Source organism: Kitasatospora brasiliensis (assembly GCF_032654805.1).
GTDB lineage: Bacteria > Actinomycetota > Actinomycetes > Streptomycetales > Streptomycetaceae > Kitasatospora > Kitasatospora brasiliensis.
Map to the genome: position 1 here is coordinate 33,724 of NZ_JAUOOW010000002.1, position 17,308 is coordinate 51,031.

16 protein-coding genes, 1 tRNA gene and 1 pseudogene are annotated in these 17,308 nt (G+C 73.6%); 5 read left to right on the forward strand and 13 right to left on the reverse strand.

Annotated features, from left to right (window positions below; all coding sequences use genetic code 11):
* Positions 1-55: 55 nt before the first annotated feature.
* Together QWJ13_RS07985 and QWJ13_RS07990 are read right to left on the reverse strand one after the other, a co-directional pair.
* Positions 56-913, reverse strand: coding sequence for an isocitrate lyase/PEP mutase family protein (locus tag QWJ13_RS07985; protein ID WP_432277458.1), 858 nt, complete (start codon positions 911-913; stop codon positions 56-58).
* Positions 910-1,395 (reverse strand): carboxymuconolactone decarboxylase family protein, encoded by a 486-nt coding sequence (locus QWJ13_RS07990; protein WP_316521829.1) that lies wholly within the window; start codon positions 1,393-1,395, stop codon positions 910-912. Before QWJ13_RS07990 ends, QWJ13_RS07985 begins: the two co-directional genes overlap by 4 nt.
* 132 nt (positions 1,396-1,527) lie before the next feature.
* Between QWJ13_RS07990 and QWJ13_RS07995 the strand changes: the two genes are divergently transcribed.
* From QWJ13_RS07995 to QWJ13_RS08005, 3 genes are all read left to right on the forward strand, one after another.
* A complete protein-coding gene (locus tag QWJ13_RS07995) occupies positions 1,528-2,310 on the forward strand; it encodes an NRDE family protein (protein WP_316521831.1) in 783 nt (260 codons plus the stop codon).
* 85 nt (positions 2,311-2,395) lie between these two features.
* On the forward strand, positions 2,396-2,605 hold the full coding sequence (locus QWJ13_RS08000) for a hypothetical protein (protein ID WP_316521833.1): 210 nt from the start codon (positions 2,396-2,398) through the stop codon (positions 2,603-2,605).
* Positions 2,606-2,712: 107 nt separating this feature from the next.
* Positions 2,713-3,639, forward strand: coding sequence for an undecaprenyl-diphosphate phosphatase (locus QWJ13_RS08005; protein WP_316521835.1), 927 nt, complete (start codon positions 2,713-2,715; stop codon positions 3,637-3,639).
* Here QWJ13_RS08005 and QWJ13_RS08010 read toward each other — a convergent pair.
* A pseudogene (locus tag QWJ13_RS08010) lies at positions 3,624-3,731 on the reverse strand (alpha/beta hydrolase); the annotation flags it as partial. The gene QWJ13_RS08005 and the pseudogene QWJ13_RS08010 sit on opposite strands and share 16 nt — an antisense overlap.
* A 160-nt stretch (positions 3,732-3,891) precedes the next feature.
* Here QWJ13_RS08010 and pdxR point away from each other — a divergent pair.
* Complete coding sequence (gene pdxR, locus QWJ13_RS08015) at positions 3,892-5,328, forward strand: MocR-like pyridoxine biosynthesis transcription factor PdxR (RefSeq protein ID WP_316521837.1); 1,437 nt, start codon at positions 3,892-3,894, stop codon at positions 5,326-5,328.
* A gap of 167 nt (positions 5,329-5,495) precedes the next feature.
* Here pdxR and QWJ13_RS08020 read toward each other — a convergent pair whose 3' ends face one another.
* From QWJ13_RS08020 to QWJ13_RS08065, 10 genes are all read right to left on the reverse strand, one after another.
* On the reverse strand, positions 5,496-5,669 hold the full coding sequence (locus QWJ13_RS08020; RefSeq protein ID WP_316521839.1) for a DUF6126 family protein: 174 nt from the start codon (positions 5,667-5,669) through the stop codon (positions 5,496-5,498).
* Between the two features lie 32 nt (positions 5,670-5,701).
* Positions 5,702-6,337: a helix-turn-helix domain-containing protein gene (locus tag QWJ13_RS08025; RefSeq protein ID WP_316521840.1), complete on the reverse strand. Its 636-nt coding sequence runs from the start codon at positions 6,335-6,337 to the stop codon at positions 5,702-5,704.
* A gap of 85 nt (positions 6,338-6,422) precedes the next feature.
* Positions 6,423-8,186: a pyruvate dehydrogenase gene (locus tag QWJ13_RS08030; protein WP_432277459.1), complete on the reverse strand. Its 1,764-nt coding sequence runs from the start codon at positions 8,184-8,186 to the stop codon at positions 6,423-6,425.
* A gap of 103 nt (positions 8,187-8,289) precedes the next feature.
* The gene (locus QWJ13_RS08035) at positions 8,290-10,695 is read right to left on the reverse strand and encodes a glycoside hydrolase family 65 protein (RefSeq protein WP_316521845.1); all 2,406 of its coding nucleotides are present in this window, start codon (positions 10,693-10,695) and stop codon (positions 8,290-8,292) included.
* 22 nt (positions 10,696-10,717) lie between these two features.
* Entirely contained in the window at positions 10,718-11,467 is a 750-nt protein-coding gene (locus tag QWJ13_RS08040) for an HAD family hydrolase (protein ID WP_316521847.1), read from the reverse strand.
* A gap of 150 nt (positions 11,468-11,617) precedes the next feature.
* Positions 11,618-12,418 carry a VOC family protein gene (locus QWJ13_RS08045; protein WP_316521849.1) on the reverse strand — a complete coding sequence of 267 codons (801 nt, stop codon included), beginning with the start codon at positions 12,416-12,418 and terminating at the stop codon, positions 11,618-11,620.
* 156 nt (positions 12,419-12,574) lie between these two features.
* On the reverse strand, positions 12,575-13,060 hold the full coding sequence (locus QWJ13_RS08050; protein WP_316521851.1) for an SRPBCC family protein: 486 nt from the start codon (positions 13,058-13,060) through the stop codon (positions 12,575-12,577).
* Between the two features lie 131 nt (positions 13,061-13,191).
* A complete protein-coding gene (locus QWJ13_RS08055; protein ID WP_316521853.1) occupies positions 13,192-14,859 on the reverse strand; it encodes an LCP family protein in 1,668 nt (555 codons plus the stop codon).
* Between the two features lie 626 nt (positions 14,860-15,485).
* Positions 15,486-15,558 (reverse strand) — tRNA-Lys (locus tag QWJ13_RS08060).
* Positions 15,559-15,604: 46 nt separating this feature from the next.
* Complete coding sequence (locus QWJ13_RS08065) at positions 15,605-16,366, reverse strand: nucleotidyltransferase domain-containing protein (RefSeq protein WP_316521855.1); 762 nt, start codon at positions 16,364-16,366, stop codon at positions 15,605-15,607.
* A 117-nt stretch (positions 16,367-16,483) separates the two neighbouring features.
* Between QWJ13_RS08065 and QWJ13_RS08070 the strand changes: the two genes are divergently transcribed.
* Positions 16,484-17,245 (forward strand): SDR family oxidoreductase, encoded by a 762-nt coding sequence (locus QWJ13_RS08070; protein ID WP_316521857.1) that lies wholly within the window; start codon positions 16,484-16,486, stop codon positions 17,243-17,245.
* Positions 17,246-17,308 lie beyond the last annotated feature (63 nt).

Sequence of the window (17,308 nt, forward strand, 5' to 3'; positions counted from 1 at the left end):
CAGCCGGCCGACCCCCGAACGGCCGGCCGCCCGCGGCGGCCACGAAGCCCCGGGATCAGTCCGCGGACGACAGCCGGTTGAGTTCCGGATAGCTCAGCCCGTCGGCGAGAGCGGTGTACGTACCGCTCCGGTACACCTCCTCGGCGGCCCGGCGCACCGCCGCGTACGCCGCCTCGGCCAGGCCGGGGCCCAGGCTGATCCGGGCCACCCCGAGCTTCGCCAGCTCCGCCACCGACAGGGTGGTCGGGCCGGCCATCACGTTCAGCGGCGCCGGGACGGCCTCGGCCAGGGCGGCGATGGTCTCCGGGTCGGACACACCGGGGACGAACACCCCGTCCGCGCCCGCCGCCAGGTACGCCCGCAGCCGCTGGACGGCGTCGTCCAGCCGGCCCTCCGGCGCGCCGATCCCGCGCAGGTAGACGTCGGTGCGCGCGTTGACGTAGAGCGGCACCCCGGCCGCGTCCGCGGCCGCCCGGGCGGCCGCGATCCGCTCGGCGGCCTCCGCCACCGGGCGGCCCTCGTCCTCCAGGTTCACCCCGACGGCGCCGGTGGCGAGCAGCGCGGTGATCGTCTCGCCGACCCCGGCGGCCGTGTCCGCGAAGCCGCTCTCCAGGTCCGCGGTGACCGGCAGGTCGACCGCGCGGACGATCTGGGCGGTCCGGGCCAGCACCTGCTCACGGTCGGCGCCCCCGCCGTCCGCGCAGCCGAGCGACCAGGACACGCTGGCGCTGGCCGTCGCCACCGCCCGCGCCCCGGCGTCGGCCACCAGCCGGGCGCTCGGCACGTCCCAGGCGTTCGCCAGCACCAGCGGCTCGCCCGGCCGGTGCAGCTCGCGCAGCAGCCGGGCCTTCTCCCGCTGGGCACTCCCGTCCACGGCGTTCCCGTCCACGGCCTTCACGTCGGCGGCGCTCACTTCGCGGCCGGGCTCATCCGGATGGCGATGCTGAGCCGGTTCCAGACGTTGATCGTGGCGATCAGCCCGATCAGCTGGGCCAGCTCGGTCTCGTCGAACTGCTCGGCGGCCACCGCGAAGACGTCGTCCGGCACGTGGGTCTGGGCCACCAGGGTGATCGACTCGGTGAGGGCCAGGGCGGCGCGCTCACGGGCGGTGAACCACGGGGCCTCGCGCCAGGCCGGGAGGGAGAGCAGGCGGTGGTCCTGCTCGCCGACCTTGTGGGCCTCGTCGGAGTGCATGTCGATGCAGAAGGCGCAGCCGTTGATCATCGAGGCGTGCACCTTGACCAGGTGGGCGAGCCGCGGATCGAGGCCCTTCCGGGAGGCCCGCTCCACGGCGATCATCGCCTGGTAGTACTCGGGGGCCAGCTTGAACATCTCCAGGCGCTGCTCGGGAGCGGGCACCGGGGCCCCGTTCACGGTGGTCTCGTTCGTCGTCATGCCGCCAGCCTAGGAGGGCGGTGGCCTGCCGTCCTGGTGCGTTCGGGCATCTGATTCCTGGGCCACTTCCGGGGTACGAACCTCCGTACGAGGATCGCCGCACTGTGCGGTGCGAGGTCAGGGGGCAGCGAGGTGTGCACGGCGTTCGTCAGCATCGAGCCGGAATCGGCGGTGCCCGTCCTGCTGCTGTCCGTCCGGGACGAGTACCTGGGCCGCGCCTGGCTGCCGCCGGGCCACCACTGGCCGGACCGACCCGAACTGCTCGGCGGGATGGACCTCGTGGCCGGCGGCACCTGGCTGGCCGTCGACCCGGGCCGGCGCACCGCCGCCTGCCTGCTGAACGGCTTCGGCCCGCCCGCCCCCGCTCCCGCCCGGCTCACCCGCGGCCGGCTGCCGCTCACCGCCGTCGAGGAAGGCGGGATCGGCCGGCTCGACCTCACCCCGTACGACCCGTTCCACCTCGTCCTGGTCCGGGCCGACGGCGCCCGGGTGTCCAGCTGGGACGGCCGGCGGCCGGCGGAGCGCGAACTGCCCGCCGGCCTCAGCGTGGTGCTCAACGACGGGCTGGAAGGCCTGGCCGCCGGGCGGACCACTTCCGAGCGGGTCCGCGCGCTGATGGCCGCGCGCGCCGCCCACTTCCGCGCCCGCTTCGCCGCCGGGCCCCGGCCGGAGCCGACCGGCGCGGGGCCGACCGCGGCGGCCTGGGGCGGCTGGCTGCCGATCGTCACCGGGGACGGGCTGGCGCCGGACGCGGACGCCGCACTGGTCCAGCGGCGGGACTTCGGCGACGGACGGATCTGGGGCTCCTCGTCGATCTCGCTGCTCGCGCTCGGGCCGGAGCTGCTGCGCTACGACTTCGCGGTCGCGCCGGTGGGCTCGGACGGGGTGGGGTGGCGGCGGATCGCGGCGGTCTGACCGGCTCCGGCCACCGGGAAGGACTTGAACCTGACGCTGCGGGAGGCGGCACCGTGAGCCGGGTCGAACCCTGAGGAGACCCGCCATGGACCACCCGACCCAGCCCCGCCGCCGCCTGCTCGCCGCGCTGACCGTCGCCCTGCCGCTGGTGGGCACCCCGGCCGCGGTGACCGCCCTCGCCGTGCTCGGCGGCGCGGCACACCGGGCCGTCCCGTCCGCCTCCGTACTGGCCACCGTGGCAACGGCGTTGATCGAGCACCTCGCCCCCGGTGTCCGGTGGCCGTACGGTCGGTGAACTTCTGACGGCGAGGGCGGCTGGGGCTGCCGAACGTCTACATGCGCGTAGTAGCTTCGCGACGGCCCCGGACCCGGCGGGCCACCGACCCCCAGTGAAGGTGCGCGATGTCGACCCTGACCTACCCGGAAGCCATAGGCGTCGGCCTGCTCCAGGGCGTGACGGAACTCTTCCCGGTCTCCAGCCTCGGCCACAGCATCCTGCTGCCCGCCCTGCTCGGCGGGAAGGTCCAGCACGACCTCGACATGACCGCCGAGGGCTCCTCCTACCTCGCCGCCCTGGTCGCCCTGCACCTGGCCACCGCCCTCGCGCTGGTGGTCTACTTCCGCAAGGACTGGGTCCGGGTGATCGACGGGCTGCTCGGCTCGATCCGGCACCGCCGGGTGGAAACCCGCAACGAGAAGCTCGCCTGGCTGCTCGTCCTCTCCACCATCCCGGTCGGCGTGGCCGGCCTCGCACTGGAGAAGGCACTGCGCAACGCACTCGGCAAACCCGTCCCGGCCGCGGTCTTCCTCGCCCTCAACGGGCTGGTGCTGCTCGGCGCCGAGCGGCTCAAGCGCGGCGGCACCGGCCGCCGCCGAGCCGGGCACGCCGCCCCCGCCCCCGCCACCGGCGGGCCGGGCGCGGACCCGGCGATCGCCTCCGACCAGCGGCTGACCAGGCTGAGCTTCGGGCAGGGCGCCTGGATCGGCGCCGCGCAGATCCTCGCGCTGTTCCCCGGCATCAGCCGCTCCGGCGTCACCATGAGCGCCGGCATCCTGCGCGGCCTGCACCACGAGGACGCCGCCCGCTTCTCCTTCCTGCTCGCCACCCCGGTCATCCTGGCCGCCTCGGTGCTGAAGGTGCCCGAGCTGTTCAAGCCGGAGAACTCCGGCGTGCTCGGACCGGTCCTCGCGGGCAGCCTGGCCGCCTTCGTGGCCGGCTACGTCTCGGTCCGGTTCCTCACCAGGTACTTCGAGACCCGCAGCCTGACCCCGTTCGCGCTCTACTGCTTCGTGGCCGGCGCCGGCAGCGCGATCTACCTGTCGCTCTGAGCCCGACTCCCCACCGCTGCCAGGACCTTGGCGAGTTCGACCGGCCGGGAGAACATCGGCCGGTGCCCGGTGTCCAGCTCCACCAGCCGCCAGCGGAGTCGCCCCCGCCGCGATCCGGGCGATCCGCCCGACCGTCAGCCCCGGCCCTCCCGCAGCCCCGCCACCACCTCGTCCCACGCCCCGGCCCCGAGCCAAGCACCTGCCGCCACCACGAAGTTCGCCATGCGCGGCACCGTAGCGAGAATGGGGACCGTGAGCACCTCCCGGACCACCCCCTGGACCACCTTCGGCGGCGACCTGCACCTGGACCTCACCGAGCGGCGGGCCGCCGGCGCCGGACTGCGGGCCGCGCTGGAGGACGCGCTGCGCGAAGCCGTCCAGGAGGGGCGGCTCGCGCCCGGCACCCGGCTGCCGTCCTCCCGCGCGCTCGGCGAAGACCTCGGGATCGCCCGCAACACCGTCGTCGAGGCGTACGGCCAGCTCACCGCGGAGGGCTGGCTCAGCTCCCGGCAAGGCTCCGGCACCACCGTCGCCCGCCGGGCCGTACCCTCACCCGCCGTACGGCCGACCCGGCCCCAGACCCGGCGCCCCGCCGCCCGCTACGACCTGACGTCCGGCCGGCCCGACCTGTCGCTCTTCCCCCGCACCGCCTGGCTCGCCGCCGCCCGCCGCGCCCTCGCCACCGCACCGCACGAGGCCCTCGACTACAGCAGCCCGCTCGGCCGGCTCGAACTGCGGCAGGCGCTCACCCACTACCTGGCCCGGGTCCGCGGCGTGCGCACCGACCCCGACCACCTGCTCGTCTGCACCGGCGTCACCCAGGGCCTCGGCCTGCTCTGCGCCGCCCTGCGGGAGCGCGGCGCCCGCGCGCTGGCCGTCGAGGAGTACGGGCTGCCGCCGCAGCACGCGATCGTCCGGGCCGCCGGGCTCACCACCGTCCCGGTGCCGCTGGACGCGGACGGCGCCCGGGTCGACCGGCTCGACGCCAGGGCCGGCGCCGTCCTGCTCACCCCCGCCCACCAGTACCCCACCGGCGCGGCACTGTCCGCCGAACGGCGGGCGGAAGCGGTGCGGTGGGCGCGGGAACAGGACCGGTACGTCATCGAGGACGACTACGACGGCGAGTTCCGCTACGACCGCCAGCCGCTCGGCGCGATGCAGGCGCTGGACCCGGAACGGGTCGTGTACGCCGGCACGAGCGCCAAGAGCCTCGCCCCCGGGCTGCGACTGGCCTGGCTGGCACTGCCCGACGCGCTGGTCGAACCGGTCGCCCGGCTGAAGGCACTGGCCGACACCATGTCCCCGGTGCTGGACCAGCTGACGCTGGCGGAGCTGATCACCTCCGGCACGCACGACCGCCACGTGCGGCGCTGCCGCCTGCACTACCGGCGCCGCCGTGACCAGCTGGTCGCGGCGCTCGCCGAACACGCCCCGCACGTCCGGGTCACCGGCATCGCGGCCGGCCTGCACGCCGTCCTCCAGCTGCCGCCCGGCTCCACCCCCGAACCCGAACTCCTCGCCCGCGCCCGGCAGGCCGGCCTCTCCCTCAACGGCCTCTCCTGGCACCGCGCCCCCGCCCTGCCACCGGCCGACACCCCGCCCGCCCTGGTGATCGGCTACGCCACCCCGCCGGAGCACACCTTCCCGGCAGCCGTCCGGGCCCTCTGCGAGCTGCTGCGCGAGGCCTGAGGGGATGCCCGCGCGGAACCTCCGCGGGCTGCCGCACAGGGGGTGAACGAGCGGCCCGGGCCGTCGAAGTCGGCGCCCCGCCGCCGGGGTTGGCCGGCGGGGCCGGTTCGGGAGGGGCGGGCGCCCGCCTCCCCCGGGGGTGGGAGGCGGGCGTTCGGGGGGTGGGGCTACTTGTTGCGGCTGCCGAGTTCGAACAGGAGGATGATGAAGCCGGCGAAGGCGTGGCCGCCGACGGTGTAGATCAGCAGGCGGAGGTAGATCCGCTTGTTGGCCCACTTGCCGGCGTCCATGGTCTTCGGGCCGGCCGCGGTGTCGGGGGCGATGGTGGTGGGATCGGCCATGGTGATCTCCTCCGGGGTGTTCTGACGGCAGGTCAGTGGATGGCGGCGGGGCCGCCGCCGAGGCAGAGTTCGCCGCCGGGGCTCTGCAAGAGGGTGTGGACGAAGAGCAGTTCGACGCCGGTGTCGGATTCGGCGGCGATGCAGTGCGGGGTGAGCGAGTCGTAGTGGGCGGAGTCGCCCACGCCGAGGTGGTGGACGCGGTCGCCGAGGGTGACCCGGAGCGCGCCCTTCAGGACGTACAGCCACTCCTCGCCCGGGTGGACCCGGACCACCGCGTCCTGGACGCCCGGCGGGACGTGCACCCGCAGGGCCTGCATGGCGCGGCCCGGGGCTCCGGCCCGGCGGTAGCCCCAGCCACCGGCCCGGCCGGGCTCGATGCCCCCGCCGCGGACGATCGGGTCGGGCTCCGCCAGTGCCTCGCCGAGCAGGCCGGAGACCGAGGTCCCGTACGCGCGGGCGAGGCCGAGCAGGACGGGCAGCGACGGCTGCCGCCGACCGGTCTCCAGTCGGGACAGATAAGCTGGGGACAGCCCGACCCGCCCGGCGGCCACCTCCAGCGTGAGGCGACTGCTGAGCCGGTGCTCGCGAAGGCGGGCGGCGAGGCCGGCGACCTCCTGGTCGTCGAGCTGTTCGCCTGCGGCGGCGGCACCGGTGGAGCTGCTGGTCATGTGTCCAGTGGACACCCGCCGTGCCCCACGGGCAAGGAATTTGCCTCACTGGCAAGGATCGGGACTTTGGTCCCGGGCCTGGCGCTCACGGCCTCGGAATGTTCCGCAGATTGCTCCGGGCCAAGTCGATCATCCGCCCCACGCCACCCGAGAGCACGGTCCTGCTCGCCGCCAGCGCGAAGCCCTTCAGCTGGGCGGCGGTGATGTGCGGCGGGATGGACAGCGCGTTGGGGTCGGTGACCACGTCCACCAGGGCCGGCCCCGGCCGCTCCAGCGCCTCCGTCAGCACCTCCCGGACCCGGGCCGGCTCGGTCACCCGCTTCGCCTGGATGCCCATCGCCCGGGCGATCCCGGCGTAGTCCACGTCCCCGTTGTCGATCTCGGACTCCGGGTAGCCGGAGACCAGCATCTCCAGCTTGATCATGCCGAGCGCGCCGTTGTTGAAGACCACCGTCTTCACCGGCAGCCGGTGCTTGGCCACCGTGAGCAGCTCGCCGAGCAGCATGCCGATCCCGCCGTCGCCCGCCATCGCGACCACCTGCCGCCCCGGGCAGGCGAGTTGGGCACCGATCGCGTGCGGGAGGGCGTTGGCCATCGAGCCGTGCAGGAAGGAGCCGATCACCCGGCGGCGGCCGTTGGGCTGGAGGTAGCGGGCGGCCCAGACGTTGTTCATGCCGGTGTCCACGGTGAACACCGCGTCCTCGGCTGCCACCTCGTCGAGCACCGCGGCGACGTACTCGGGGTGGATCGGCAGGTGCTTCTCGATGTCCCGGGTGTACGCGCCGATCACGCCCTCCAGCGCCCGGACGTGCCTGCGCAGCATGCCGTCCAGGAAGGCCCGGTCGCTCTTGGCGTCCAGCAGCGGCAGCACGGCCCGCAGGGTGGCGGCGACGTCGCCGTGCACGGCCAGGTCGAGCGCGGTGCGGCGGCCGAGCCGGGTGGCGTCGTGGTCGACCTGGACGGTGTGCGCCTGCGGCAGGAAGGAGTCGTACGGGAAGTCGGTGCCGAGCAGCAGCACCAGGTCGGCGGAGTGCAGCGCCTCATGGCAGGAGCCGTAGCCGAGCAGGCCGCTCATCCCGACGTCGTACGGATTGTCGAACTGGATCCACTCCTTGCCGCGCAGAGAGTGGCCGACCGGCGCGTTCAGGGCCCGCGCGGCCGCCAGCACCTCGGTGTGGGCCCCGCGCACCCCGGCGCCACAGAACAGGACCACCTTGCGGGCCGCGTTGAGCAGCCGGGCCAGCTCCTGCACCTGGGACCAGGGCGGCGCGGCGACGGCCTGCTCGGTGAGGAAGTGGCTGGTGCCGGTGGGAGCGGCGGCGGACAGGGCGGCCACGTCGCCGGGGAAGGAGAGCACCGAGACGCCGTGCGAGCCCAGCGCGTGCTGGATGGCGACCCGCAGCAGCCGGGGCAGCTGGGCGGGAGTGGAGAGCATCTCGCACCAGTTGCTGCAATCGGTGAACACCCGCTCGGGGTGGGTCTCCTGGAAGAAGCCGGTGCCGATCTGCCCGGACGGGATGTGCGAGGCGAGCGCGAGGACGGGCAGGCCGCTGCGCTGGGCGTCGTAGAGGCCCTGGATGAGGTGGGTGTTGCCCGGGCCGCAGGAGCCGGCGCAGACCGCGAGCCGGCCGGAGAGCTCGGCCTCGGCGGCGGCCGCGAAGGCGCCGGCCTCCTCGTTGCGCACGTGCACCCAGCCGATGCCCTCGGCCCGGCGGATCGCGTCCACGACGGGGTTGAGGCTGTCGCCGACGACGCCGTAGACCCGCTCCACCCCGGCCTGCCGGAGCACCTCCACCATCTGTTCGGCCACGCTCGGCACGGCTGCACTCCTTCGGTCACCACGGGACATCTGCACCCTCCGTCGGGGAGGGGTGCGGCGCAGCCGGGGCAGGCCGAAGGGGTGACGGGAGGGGCGACGGGAGCGCTGACAGACGGGGTGACGGGCGGGCCCGCTACTCCGCCGCCAGGTGGTCCTGCTGGCCGAGCTTGCCCGCGACCAGGCCCGCCTGGGGCTGGCGGCGGGCGGGTTCGCGGCCCGGGGGCTGGGCGACCCGCTCCTGGCCGGGCGGGGCGGTGGTCGGCACGGTGACCGGGGAGCCCGCCTTGACCTGCACCGCCTCGCCGTCGTGCCGCAGGTGGAGGATCTCACCGCGGCGCAGCGTGTAGGTCGTCCCGTCGTGGCTGATCCGGACGCCGAGCAGGTGCCCGCGCACCAGCAGCGAGAAGCTCAGCCGCATCAGCCCGGACGGCAGCCGGGGCCGGAAGGACAGCGAGTCGCTGTGGTCGCGCAGCCCGCCGAAGCCGGCCACCAGGGCGATGCAGGCCCCGGCGAGCGAGGCCATGTGCAGGCCGTCGCGGGTGTTGCCGCCGAGGTCGTGCAGGTCCATCAGGGCGGCTTCGGCGGTGTAGTCGTACGCGAGGTCGAGCTGCCCGACCTCGGCGGCGATGACCGCCTGGGTGCAGGCGGAGAGCGAGGAGTCCCGGACGGTCAGCCGCTCGTAGTACGCGAAGTTGCGGGCCTTCTGCTCGTCGGTGAAGGCGTCCCCGCGCACCTGCATGGCGAGCACCAGGTCGGCCTGCTTGACCACCTGCTTGCGGTACAGGTCGAAGTACGGGTAGTGCAGCAGCAGCGGGTAGTTCTCCGGCGGGGTGCGCTCGAAGTCCCAGACCTGGTGGTGGGTGAAGTCGTCGGCCTGCGGGTGGACGCCGAGGGCCTCGTCGTACGGGATGTACATCGCGGCGGCGGCGTCGCGCCAGGCGGCCGTCTCCTCGGTGTCCACGCCGAGTTGGGCGGCCTCGTGCGGGTGGCGGACGGCGGCCTCGGCGGCGGCGCGCAGATTGGTCTGCGCCATCAGGTTGGTGAAGACGTTGTTGTCCGCGATGGCGCTGTACTCGTCCGGACCGGTGACGCCCTCGATGCGGAACTTCCCGGCCACGTCGTGGTGGCCGAGCGAGCGCCACATCCGGGCCGTCTCGACGAGGAGTTCGAGCCCGTACTCGCGCTCGAACTCGTCGTCCCCGGTGGCCCGGACGTAGCGGGCGACGGCGGCGGCGATGTCGGCGCCGATGTGGAAGGCCGCGGTGCCGGCCGGCCAGTACCCGGAGCACTCCTCGCCGCGGATCGTCCGCCACGGGAACACCGCGCCGGACAAGCCGAGTTGGATCGCCCGCTCACGGGCCAGCGGGAGGGTGGTGTGCCGCCAGCGGAGCGCCTGGTTGACGGCCGAGGGCAGGCAGTAGGTGAGCACCGGCAGGACGAAGGTCTCGGTGTCCCAGAAGCTGTGGCCGTCGTAGCCGGGGCCGGTCAACCCCTTGGCGGGGATGGCCCGTTCCTCGCTGCGGGCGCCGGCCTGGAGGACGTGGAAGACGGCGAACCGGACGGCCTGCTGGAGTTCGACGTCGCCCTCGATCTCGATGTCGCTGGTCTCCCAGAACTCCTTGAGGTACTCGGCCTGTTCGGCGATCAGCCCGTCCCAGCCGGTGTACCGGGCGGCGGTCAGCGCGGCCTCCACCTGGTCCCTGAGGGCGGGCAGCGAGCGGGTGCCGGACCAGCCGTAGGCGATGAACTTGGCCAGCCGCAGCCGCTGTCCGGGCTTGAGCACGGTGGTGACGCTGATCCGGCAGTGGTCGGCCTCGGACTCGGCGACGGTGTCGGACTCCTCCGGACCCTCGATGACGTGGTCCATCCCGGCCGCGACCCGGATGCCGCTGTAGCGGGTGCGGTGCACCAGGACGCCCTTGGTGGCGCTGGCGTGGTGCGTCTCGGGGTGCAGCGGCGCCTCCAGCACGGCGGCGGCGCGCGGGTCGCCCTCGGGGCCGCCGGGCAGCTGCTCGTTGGCGACCAGCTCGGACTGGAGCACGATCCGCACCGGGCCGTCCACCGCCTCGACGCTGTACTCGACGGCGGCGATGGCGCGCTGGGTGAGCGAGACCAGCCGGGAGGAGCGCACCCGGATCGTCCGCCCGGCCGGGGAGGTCCACTCGGCCTCGCGGTGCAGCAGGCCCTCGCGGAAGTCCAACCATCGTTTGTGACTGACGAGTTCGCCGTAGCGCAGGTCGAAGGGCTCGTCGTCCACCAGCAGCCGGATGATCTTGCCGTTGGTCACGTTGATGACGCTCTGGCTGGACTCCGGGTAGCCGTAGCCGCCCTCGCCGTACGGCAGCGGGCGCAGCTCGAAGACGCCGTTGAGGTAGGTGCCGGGCAGGCCGTGCGGCTCGCCCTCGTCCAGGTTGGCGCGCAGGCCGATGTGCCCGTTGGAGAGCGCGAAGACGGACTCGGCGCGGGCCAACGAGCCCAGGTCCAGGCCGTGTTCGGTGATCTGCCAGGGGTCGATCGTGAAGTTGTCCGAGGAACTCATGCGCCCACCTCGCTGCGCTCGCTCATGAATCCTCCCGCGACAGCAGCTCGGAGAGGTCCTGGACGACCACCGTGGCGCCGTCGCGGCGCAGTTCGGCGGCCTGGCCGACGCGGTCCACCCCGACCACCGCGCCGAAGCCGCCGGCCCGGCCGGAGGCGACCCCGGCGAGCGCGTCCTCGAAGACCGCCGCGTGGGCGGGTTCGACGCCGAGGGTGCGGGCGGCGTACAGGTAGGTGTCGGGGGCGGGCTTGCCGGGCAGGCCTTCGTCCTTGGCGACGTTGCCGTCCACGATCACCTCGAACAGGTCCTCGATGCCGGCCGCCCGCAGCACGTCGCGGCAGTTGGCGCTGGAGGAGACCACCGCGCTGGGCAGTCCGGCCGCCCGCAGCCGGTGCACGTAGTCGACCGAGCCCTGGTACGGCTGGACGCCCTGCTCCCGGATCAGCCGCAGCACGGTGTCATTCTTGGCCCGGCTGATCCCTTGCACGGTACGGGAGTTGGGCGGATCCTCCGGGGTGCCCTCGGGCAGGTCGATGCCCCGGCTGCGCAGGAAGGCGCGGGTGCCGTCCAGTCGCGGGCGGCCGTCCACGTAGGTGTCGTAGTCGGTGACGGCGTCGAAGGGGACGAACTGCCCACCGGTGCGGGCGGCTTCGGCGCGCAGGAAGGCGTCGAAGGTGTCCTTCCAGGCCGCGGCGTGCACCTTCGCGGTCTGGGTGAGCACTCCGTCGAGGTCGAAGAGGAAAGCGCGGATGTCGTCCGGTAGCCCCAGCATGGGTGCAGTCTTACCCGGGAACGCGGGGGATGCCGCCCATTCCCGGCGGCGCGTCGCGGGAAGGGCGGCTTCCGGCTGCCCGGCATTGCTCGGCATTGCCCGGCGTTGCCCGGCGTTGCCCGGCGTTGCCCGACGTCGTGGGGATCGGGGTCAGGGCGAGTCGGGCATCTGCGCCTCGGGCGACTGGATCACCGCGAAGATCGCGCCCTGCGGGTCGTTGACCACGGCCATCCGGCCGGCCTGCATGTCGAACGGCGGCTGGATCACCGAACCGCCGGCCTTGACCAGGGCGTCCACCGTGGAGTCGGCGTCGTCCACCAGGAAGTACGTCATCCAGTGCGAGGGGGTGCCGGGCTCCAGGTACTTCGGGACGGCCTGCATGCCGCCCACCGTGCGGTCGCCGACGTTCAGCGAGAAGTAGCCGTCCATGCCCTGGATGGTGGCCGGGCGCAGCCCCACGGCGGACTGGTAGAAGCGGCCCGCCGCACCGGTGTCGGCGGTGTTGAGCTCGTTCCAGACCAGCGCGCCGGGCTCGTTGACCACGCCCGCGCCGATGAAGTCCACCGCCTGCCAGACGCCGAACACCGCGCCGGTCGGGTCGGCGGCGACCAGCATCCGGCCGATCGTGCCGACGTCCATCGGGTCGTACAGGACGGTGCCGCCGGCCTCGACGATGGACGTCCGGGCCGCGTCGGCGTCGTCCGAGGCGAGGTAGGTGGTCCAGGCGACGGGCGGCACCGGCTGCCCCTCGGGCGCCATCTGCGCCATGATCCCGGCGACCGGCCTGCCGTTGAGCGTACACACGGCGTAGCCGCCGAACTCGGCCGGGCCGACCTTGCCCTGCCAGCCGAACAGGTCGCGGTAGAAGTCGAGCGCGGCCTGCTGGTCGCTCGCCATCAGGTCGACCCAGCACGGGGTGCCGGGCTTGTACGGATCGGTGACTACGGGCATTGCTGGGCCTCCCGGAGGCAGTGGTGGCCGGCTGTGGTGGTCGGGCCGTCGGATCGGTCGGGGCGACGGCGGTACACCGCCACCTTCGGCCCGCCGCCGCGATCCCGCCACCGGACGGCGCCTGGCGGGCGACCGGCCGCCCGCTCCGGACGGGCTTCACGGGCCGTCGTGGCGGTGCGCGGTGACGAAGTACGGCTGCACCTTGCCGCTCTGCGCGTAGTCCTTGAGCCGGACCAGCAGTTCGGCCCAGGTGCCGGCCACCGCCGGGACGCCCTCCTCGCTGCCCGGCTGCCAGCCGCCGTGGCGGAACAGCAGCCGGGTGCGCTCGGGCTCGGCGGGCTGCTCGGGTGCCGTGGGGCGGCCGGACGCGGCGGGCTGGTCGGCCAGTTCCCAGCTGATCCAGGTGCCCGCCCAGTGCGGCGGGAAGGAGCCGGCGTTGGTCCACACCACCCGGTCCCGGTCGGCCCGCTCCACCCGCAGCCGGAACGGCTCGGGGACGTCGGGGAAGTCGAACAGCAGGACGTCGTCGTCCCGGTCCACCGCGGTGGTCCACCAGGCGGTCAGCCCGTCGTGGGTGGTGAGCGCGGCGAGCACCACCTCCCGGGGCGCGGCGATGTCGAGCTGGAGGGCGATCTCGGGCATGGGGTCCGCCTTTCGCGGTGACCGCGGGTCCGTGCGGTCCCCTCCCGGCCCACCATGGCACGACCCCCGGGCCCGCGCGCCCCGGAGGGCGCCGGCCCGGGGGTCGCCCGGGTGCGTGCAGGTGGCCTCGATCAGCCGCCGCTGCCGTAGCTGGTGTTGGCGCAGATGTCGTCGTCCGCCGAGCGGGCGTCGTTGGTGATGGTGGTGGGCAGCGGTTGCGGGGGCGTCTGGACCCCCGGGGTGGTCGGCGCGCCGCCGGCCGGAGCACCGGAGGCCAGCCCGGCCGCGGCCGCGAAGTCCTGGCCGACGATCACCGAGATGCCCCGCGAGGTGCTGGACTCCAGGCTCGCGCCCGGGAACTGCTCGGCGACCTTCTCGGCGCTCGCCTTCTGCCCGGGGCCGTACTCGATCGTGGTGGTCTTGTACTTGGTGCTCATCGCCTGGCCCGCCGTGCTGGCGGTGAACTTGGCGCTCTTCAGCTGGTCGGTCGCCTTGCCGGCCAGGCCGTTGAGGAGCGTTCCGTTGTAGACCGCCACCCTGATCGCGGAGTTGGCGGCGTCCCCGGCCGGCGCGGCCGGGGTGGTGGGCGGCGCGGGCTGCTGCGGGGCCGGGCTGGTGCCGCCGGCGTCCGGCTGCTGGCCGGTGGCGTTCTGGCCGTCGATGGTCTGGTCGGCCTTGAGGGTCTCCCAGAGCTTGTTGGCGTCCGCCTCGACCAGGTCGATGTTCTTGTCCTGGGTCCGGTAACGCCAGGGCGCCGTCACGAACTTGAGGTTGTGCATGTCGATGTTCTTCAGCGACAGGCTGAAGGACAGCAGCTTGTCCGCCGAGTCCAGGCCCGGGTCGACGGTGAGCGACTTGGTCGCGGCGTCGGCCAGCGGCAGAAGGGTGGTGGGGCTCATCCCGTCCTTCTTGATCTTGCTGGCGAGCGAGCTGAGGAAGGCCTGCTGGCGCATCATCCGGCCGATGTCCGAGCCGTCGCCGATGCCGTGCCGCAAGCGGACGTAGTCGAGCGCCTGCTGGCCCTCCACCGTCTGCTTGCCCTGGGGCAGGACCAGGTCGCCCTTCTTGTGCAGGTTGGGGTTGATGTCCCCCTCGTAGATCGCCTTCGGCAGGCAGATGTCCACGCCGTTCACGGCCTTGGTCATCGCCGAGAAGCCGTTGAAGTCCACCACCAGGGTGTGGTCGACCCGGATGCCGGTGAGCTTCTCCACGGTGTTCTGGGTGCAGGCCGGGTTGCCGTCGTCGCTGCCGCCCATCGAGAAGGCCGCGTTGAACAGATCGGTGTTCCCGCCCTTGGTCCACTTGCCGTTGGGCAGCTTGCAGGACGGCATCTGGACCATCGCGTTGCGCGGTATCGAGATGCCCACGCCGTGTTTGTGGTCGGCGTAGACGTGCAGCAGGATCGTGGTGTCCGAGCGGGCGCCGCCCTCCTCGCCGCCGCCGAGGTCGGAGTTGTTCTTGCCGCGGCTGTCCGAACCGATCAGCAGCACGTTGACCGGCTTGTTGCCGTCCGCGTCGGCCTGCGCCTCCGGGGGGCGGTTGCGGGCGATCGCGTCGCCGTCGAAGGACTTGATGTTGGCGTTCAGCTTGAAGTAGATCGCGCCGCCGACACCGGCCAGGACCACCATCACGCCCGCCGTCGACCAGGCGACGATCTTCTTCGCGTTCTTCTTGGGCTTGGCGCCCTTGCGTGCCGCCGCCCTGCCGCCACCGCGCTGACCGGGTACGGAGCCCGTGGTGCCTTCCGTCTTGGGCGCGCCCCCACCCCGAGCCGGGCTCTCGCCCCTCCGACCTGCCATGCGCGTACCTTTCACCGACGGAAGCGACGCCCCGGAAGATCTGGCGCACCGCACACAGAGAGACGGCCCGTACCGTTCCCAGGTTGCACATACGACCGTCAGCCCTGACGACGATCGCGGCTTCCGATCATATTTAGGCCTGACGCGATCACCGACCTCCGGTCCGGAGGCAATCCCGTCAATCAACGGACAAAACCCAGGCAGAACACCTGAAAATACCTGATTCCGACGTGACCCATGCCACTGCGCGAAGCCTCCCGGCCACCCCCGGACGCGAGGAGGCCGGCGAAGGCCTTCCACGGGTGCCATGGCACGACGAGCCGCCCCCGAACCTGAGCCGCCATCAGATCGACGCCCAGGCAGGGAAACCGATCACAAGATGCCCACCACGCAGGCGATCCCCCTCCGCCACACGCCGGCATCCAGGCCGGGATGGCCACGGCCGTGGTCTCGATCGCGCTCGCGGCCGTGCTCGCCTGGACGGTCCGGCTGCGCCGGGCGCTCCGCCCGGCCGCCTGACCGGCCGACTGACCGCGCGTCCGTGTGACGCAGGTTACCGACCGGAGGCCCCGTCACACGGCGAAGGGCGCCCTCCCCGAAGGGAAGGCGCCCCGACCTCGACCAAGTGGGCCACCAGGGGCTCGAACCCTGAACCTACGGATTAAAAGTCCGCAGCTCTGCCAATTGAGCTAGTGGCCCGCGGCCCCGCACGCCGGGGGTACCGGATGGGAGGGCCATGGCGATCCTACCCGGTGGGGCCCACGGCTCCGCCAGTGGTTTGCCCGGGCGTGCCGGGCCCGCCGAGCGCCTCCCGAAGCGCCCCGTAGTGCGCGGCGCGCACCCGGCGCAGCCAGGCCTCGACGGGGCGCGGGTCGGGAGCCGCGGGCAGGACGCCGGGGCGGCCGAGGCGGTCGGCGGCCTCGGCGAGCAACGGCTCCGCGAGGGCGGGGCGGTCGGCGATGCGTTCACCGCACTCGCGGACGCGTTCGGGGTCCGGCAGCCGGATCAGGTGGTGGCCGGTCTCGTGCAGCCGGACGGCCTGATCGACCAGCCGGACCAGGTGCCGGGCATGCTTGGCGGCCCGGCGGCGGGTGGCCGGGTCGGTGGTGTCGCGGCTGAGCAGCTTGCGGAACTGCTGGTCCGCGTAGCCGAGATAGGCCTTCCGTACGGCGGTCGCGCTGAGGAACGAGCCGCGCAGGCCGACCAGTTCGTCGCCGAGCGGGGTGCGGACCTCGTACAGGTCCTCCGGCAGCCAGACCAGCTCGGAGGCGGTCGGGTTGCAGTTCAACGCCAGCCGGCACCACTTGGCGGCCTCGTGCAGGGTGCGGTCCGGCGCGGTGGTGACGTGGGACTCGGCCGGGCGGTCGAGGCCGTGCAACTCCTCGGTGGGGACGGCGAACAGGCCCAGCCGGTCGAGGTCGGAGCCGGCGTGGGCGAAGCCGTACGCGGTGGAGCCGACGATGCCGGAGAGCAGAACGGTGCCGGGGACGGCGGGATCGGCGGGCACGGGCGGGCTCCCCTCGGACGTACGGGCGGGTACCGCATCCTCGCCCGAACGGGCCGTGGCGGGCGAACGAATTCGGGGCGGGCGTGGCCGGCGGGGCGGGCGGGTAGCGTACGGGGCATGTCGACCACCACCACCGACGAGGTCCTGATCATCACCGGCGCCGGGCGCGGCATCGGCGCCGCCACCGCCCTGCTGGCCGCCCGGCGCGGCTACCGGGTGTGCGTCAACTACCGTACGGACGAGGCCTCGGCGGCCGCCGTCGTGGACGGGATCCGGGCCGAGGGCGGCACCGCGCTGGCGGTGCGCGCCGACGTCACCCGCACCGCCGAGGTGGAGCGGCTGTTCACCACCGTGGACGACGAACTCGGGCCGCTCACCGGGCTGGTGAACAACGCCGGCACGCTGGAGAAGCAGTGCCGGCTGGAGGACATCGACGAGGACCGGCTGAACCGGATCTGGGCCGCCAACATCACCGGCCCGTTCCTCTGCGCGGCCCAGGCCGTCCGCCGGATGTCCACCCGGTACGGCGGGCGCGGCGGCGCCATCGTCAACGTCGGCTCGGCCGCCTCCCGGATCGGCTCGCCGAACGAGTACGTCGACTACGCGGCCGCCAAGGGCGCGGTGGACTCGATGACCCGCGGTCTCGCCCTGGAGGTCGCGGCCGAGGGCATCCGGGTCAACACCGTGCGTCCCGGGCTGATCCACACCGGCATCCACGCGCTCGGCGGCGAGCCCGGCCGGGTCGACCGGGTCGCGCCCAACCTGCCGATGCGCCGCGGCGGGCAGCCGGAGGAGGTCGCCGAGGCGATCCTCTTCCTGCTCTCCCCGGCGGCCTCGTACACCACGGGGGCGTTCCTGGAGGTCTCCGGCGGGCGCTGAACGGCCCTTCCGGGGCCCGGTTTCGGCCAGCGATCGCCCGTCATCGAGCGGCCCCCTCCGGTT

Excerpts from the sequence above, each read along its gene's own strand:
- QWJ13_RS07990 (WP_316521829.1), bottom strand. The coding sequence starts at position 1,395 with ATGACGACGAACGAGACCACCGTGAACGGGGCCCCGGTGCCCGCTCCC.
- QWJ13_RS08000 (WP_316521833.1), top strand. The coding sequence starts at position 2,396 with ATGGACCACCCGACCCAGCCCCGCCGCCGCCTGCTCGCCGCGCTGACC.
- QWJ13_RS08005 (WP_316521835.1), top strand. The coding sequence starts at position 2,713 with ATGTCGACCCTGACCTACCCGGAAGCCATAGGCGTCGGCCTGCTCCAG.
- QWJ13_RS08020 (WP_316521839.1), bottom strand. The coding sequence starts at position 5,669 with ATGGCCGATCCCACCACCATCGCCCCCGACACCGCGGCCGGCCCGAAG.
- QWJ13_RS08025 (WP_316521840.1), bottom strand. The coding sequence starts at position 6,337 with ATGACCAGCAGCTCCACCGGTGCCGCCGCCGCAGGCGAACAGCTCGAC.
- QWJ13_RS08030 (WP_432277459.1), bottom strand. The coding sequence starts at position 8,186 with ATGTCCCGTGGTGACCGAAGGAGTGCAGCCGTGCCGAGCGTGGCCGAA.
- QWJ13_RS08035 (WP_316521845.1), bottom strand. The coding sequence starts at position 10,695 with ATGAGTTCCTCGGACAACTTCACGATCGACCCCTGGCAGATCACCGAA.
- QWJ13_RS08040 (WP_316521847.1), bottom strand. The coding sequence starts at position 11,467 with ATGCTGGGGCTACCGGACGACATCCGCGCTTTCCTCTTCGACCTCGAC.
- QWJ13_RS08045 (WP_316521849.1), bottom strand. The coding sequence starts at position 12,418 with ATGCCCGTAGTCACCGATCCGTACAAGCCCGGCACCCCGTGCTGGGTC.
- QWJ13_RS08050 (WP_316521851.1), bottom strand. The coding sequence starts at position 13,060 with ATGCCCGAGATCGCCCTCCAGCTCGACATCGCCGCGCCCCGGGAGGTG.
- QWJ13_RS08055 (WP_316521853.1), bottom strand. The coding sequence starts at position 14,859 with ATGGCAGGTCGGAGGGGCGAGAGCCCGGCTCGGGGTGGGGGCGCGCCC.
- QWJ13_RS08070 (WP_316521857.1), top strand. The coding sequence starts at position 16,484 with ATGTCGACCACCACCACCGACGAGGTCCTGATCATCACCGGCGCCGGG.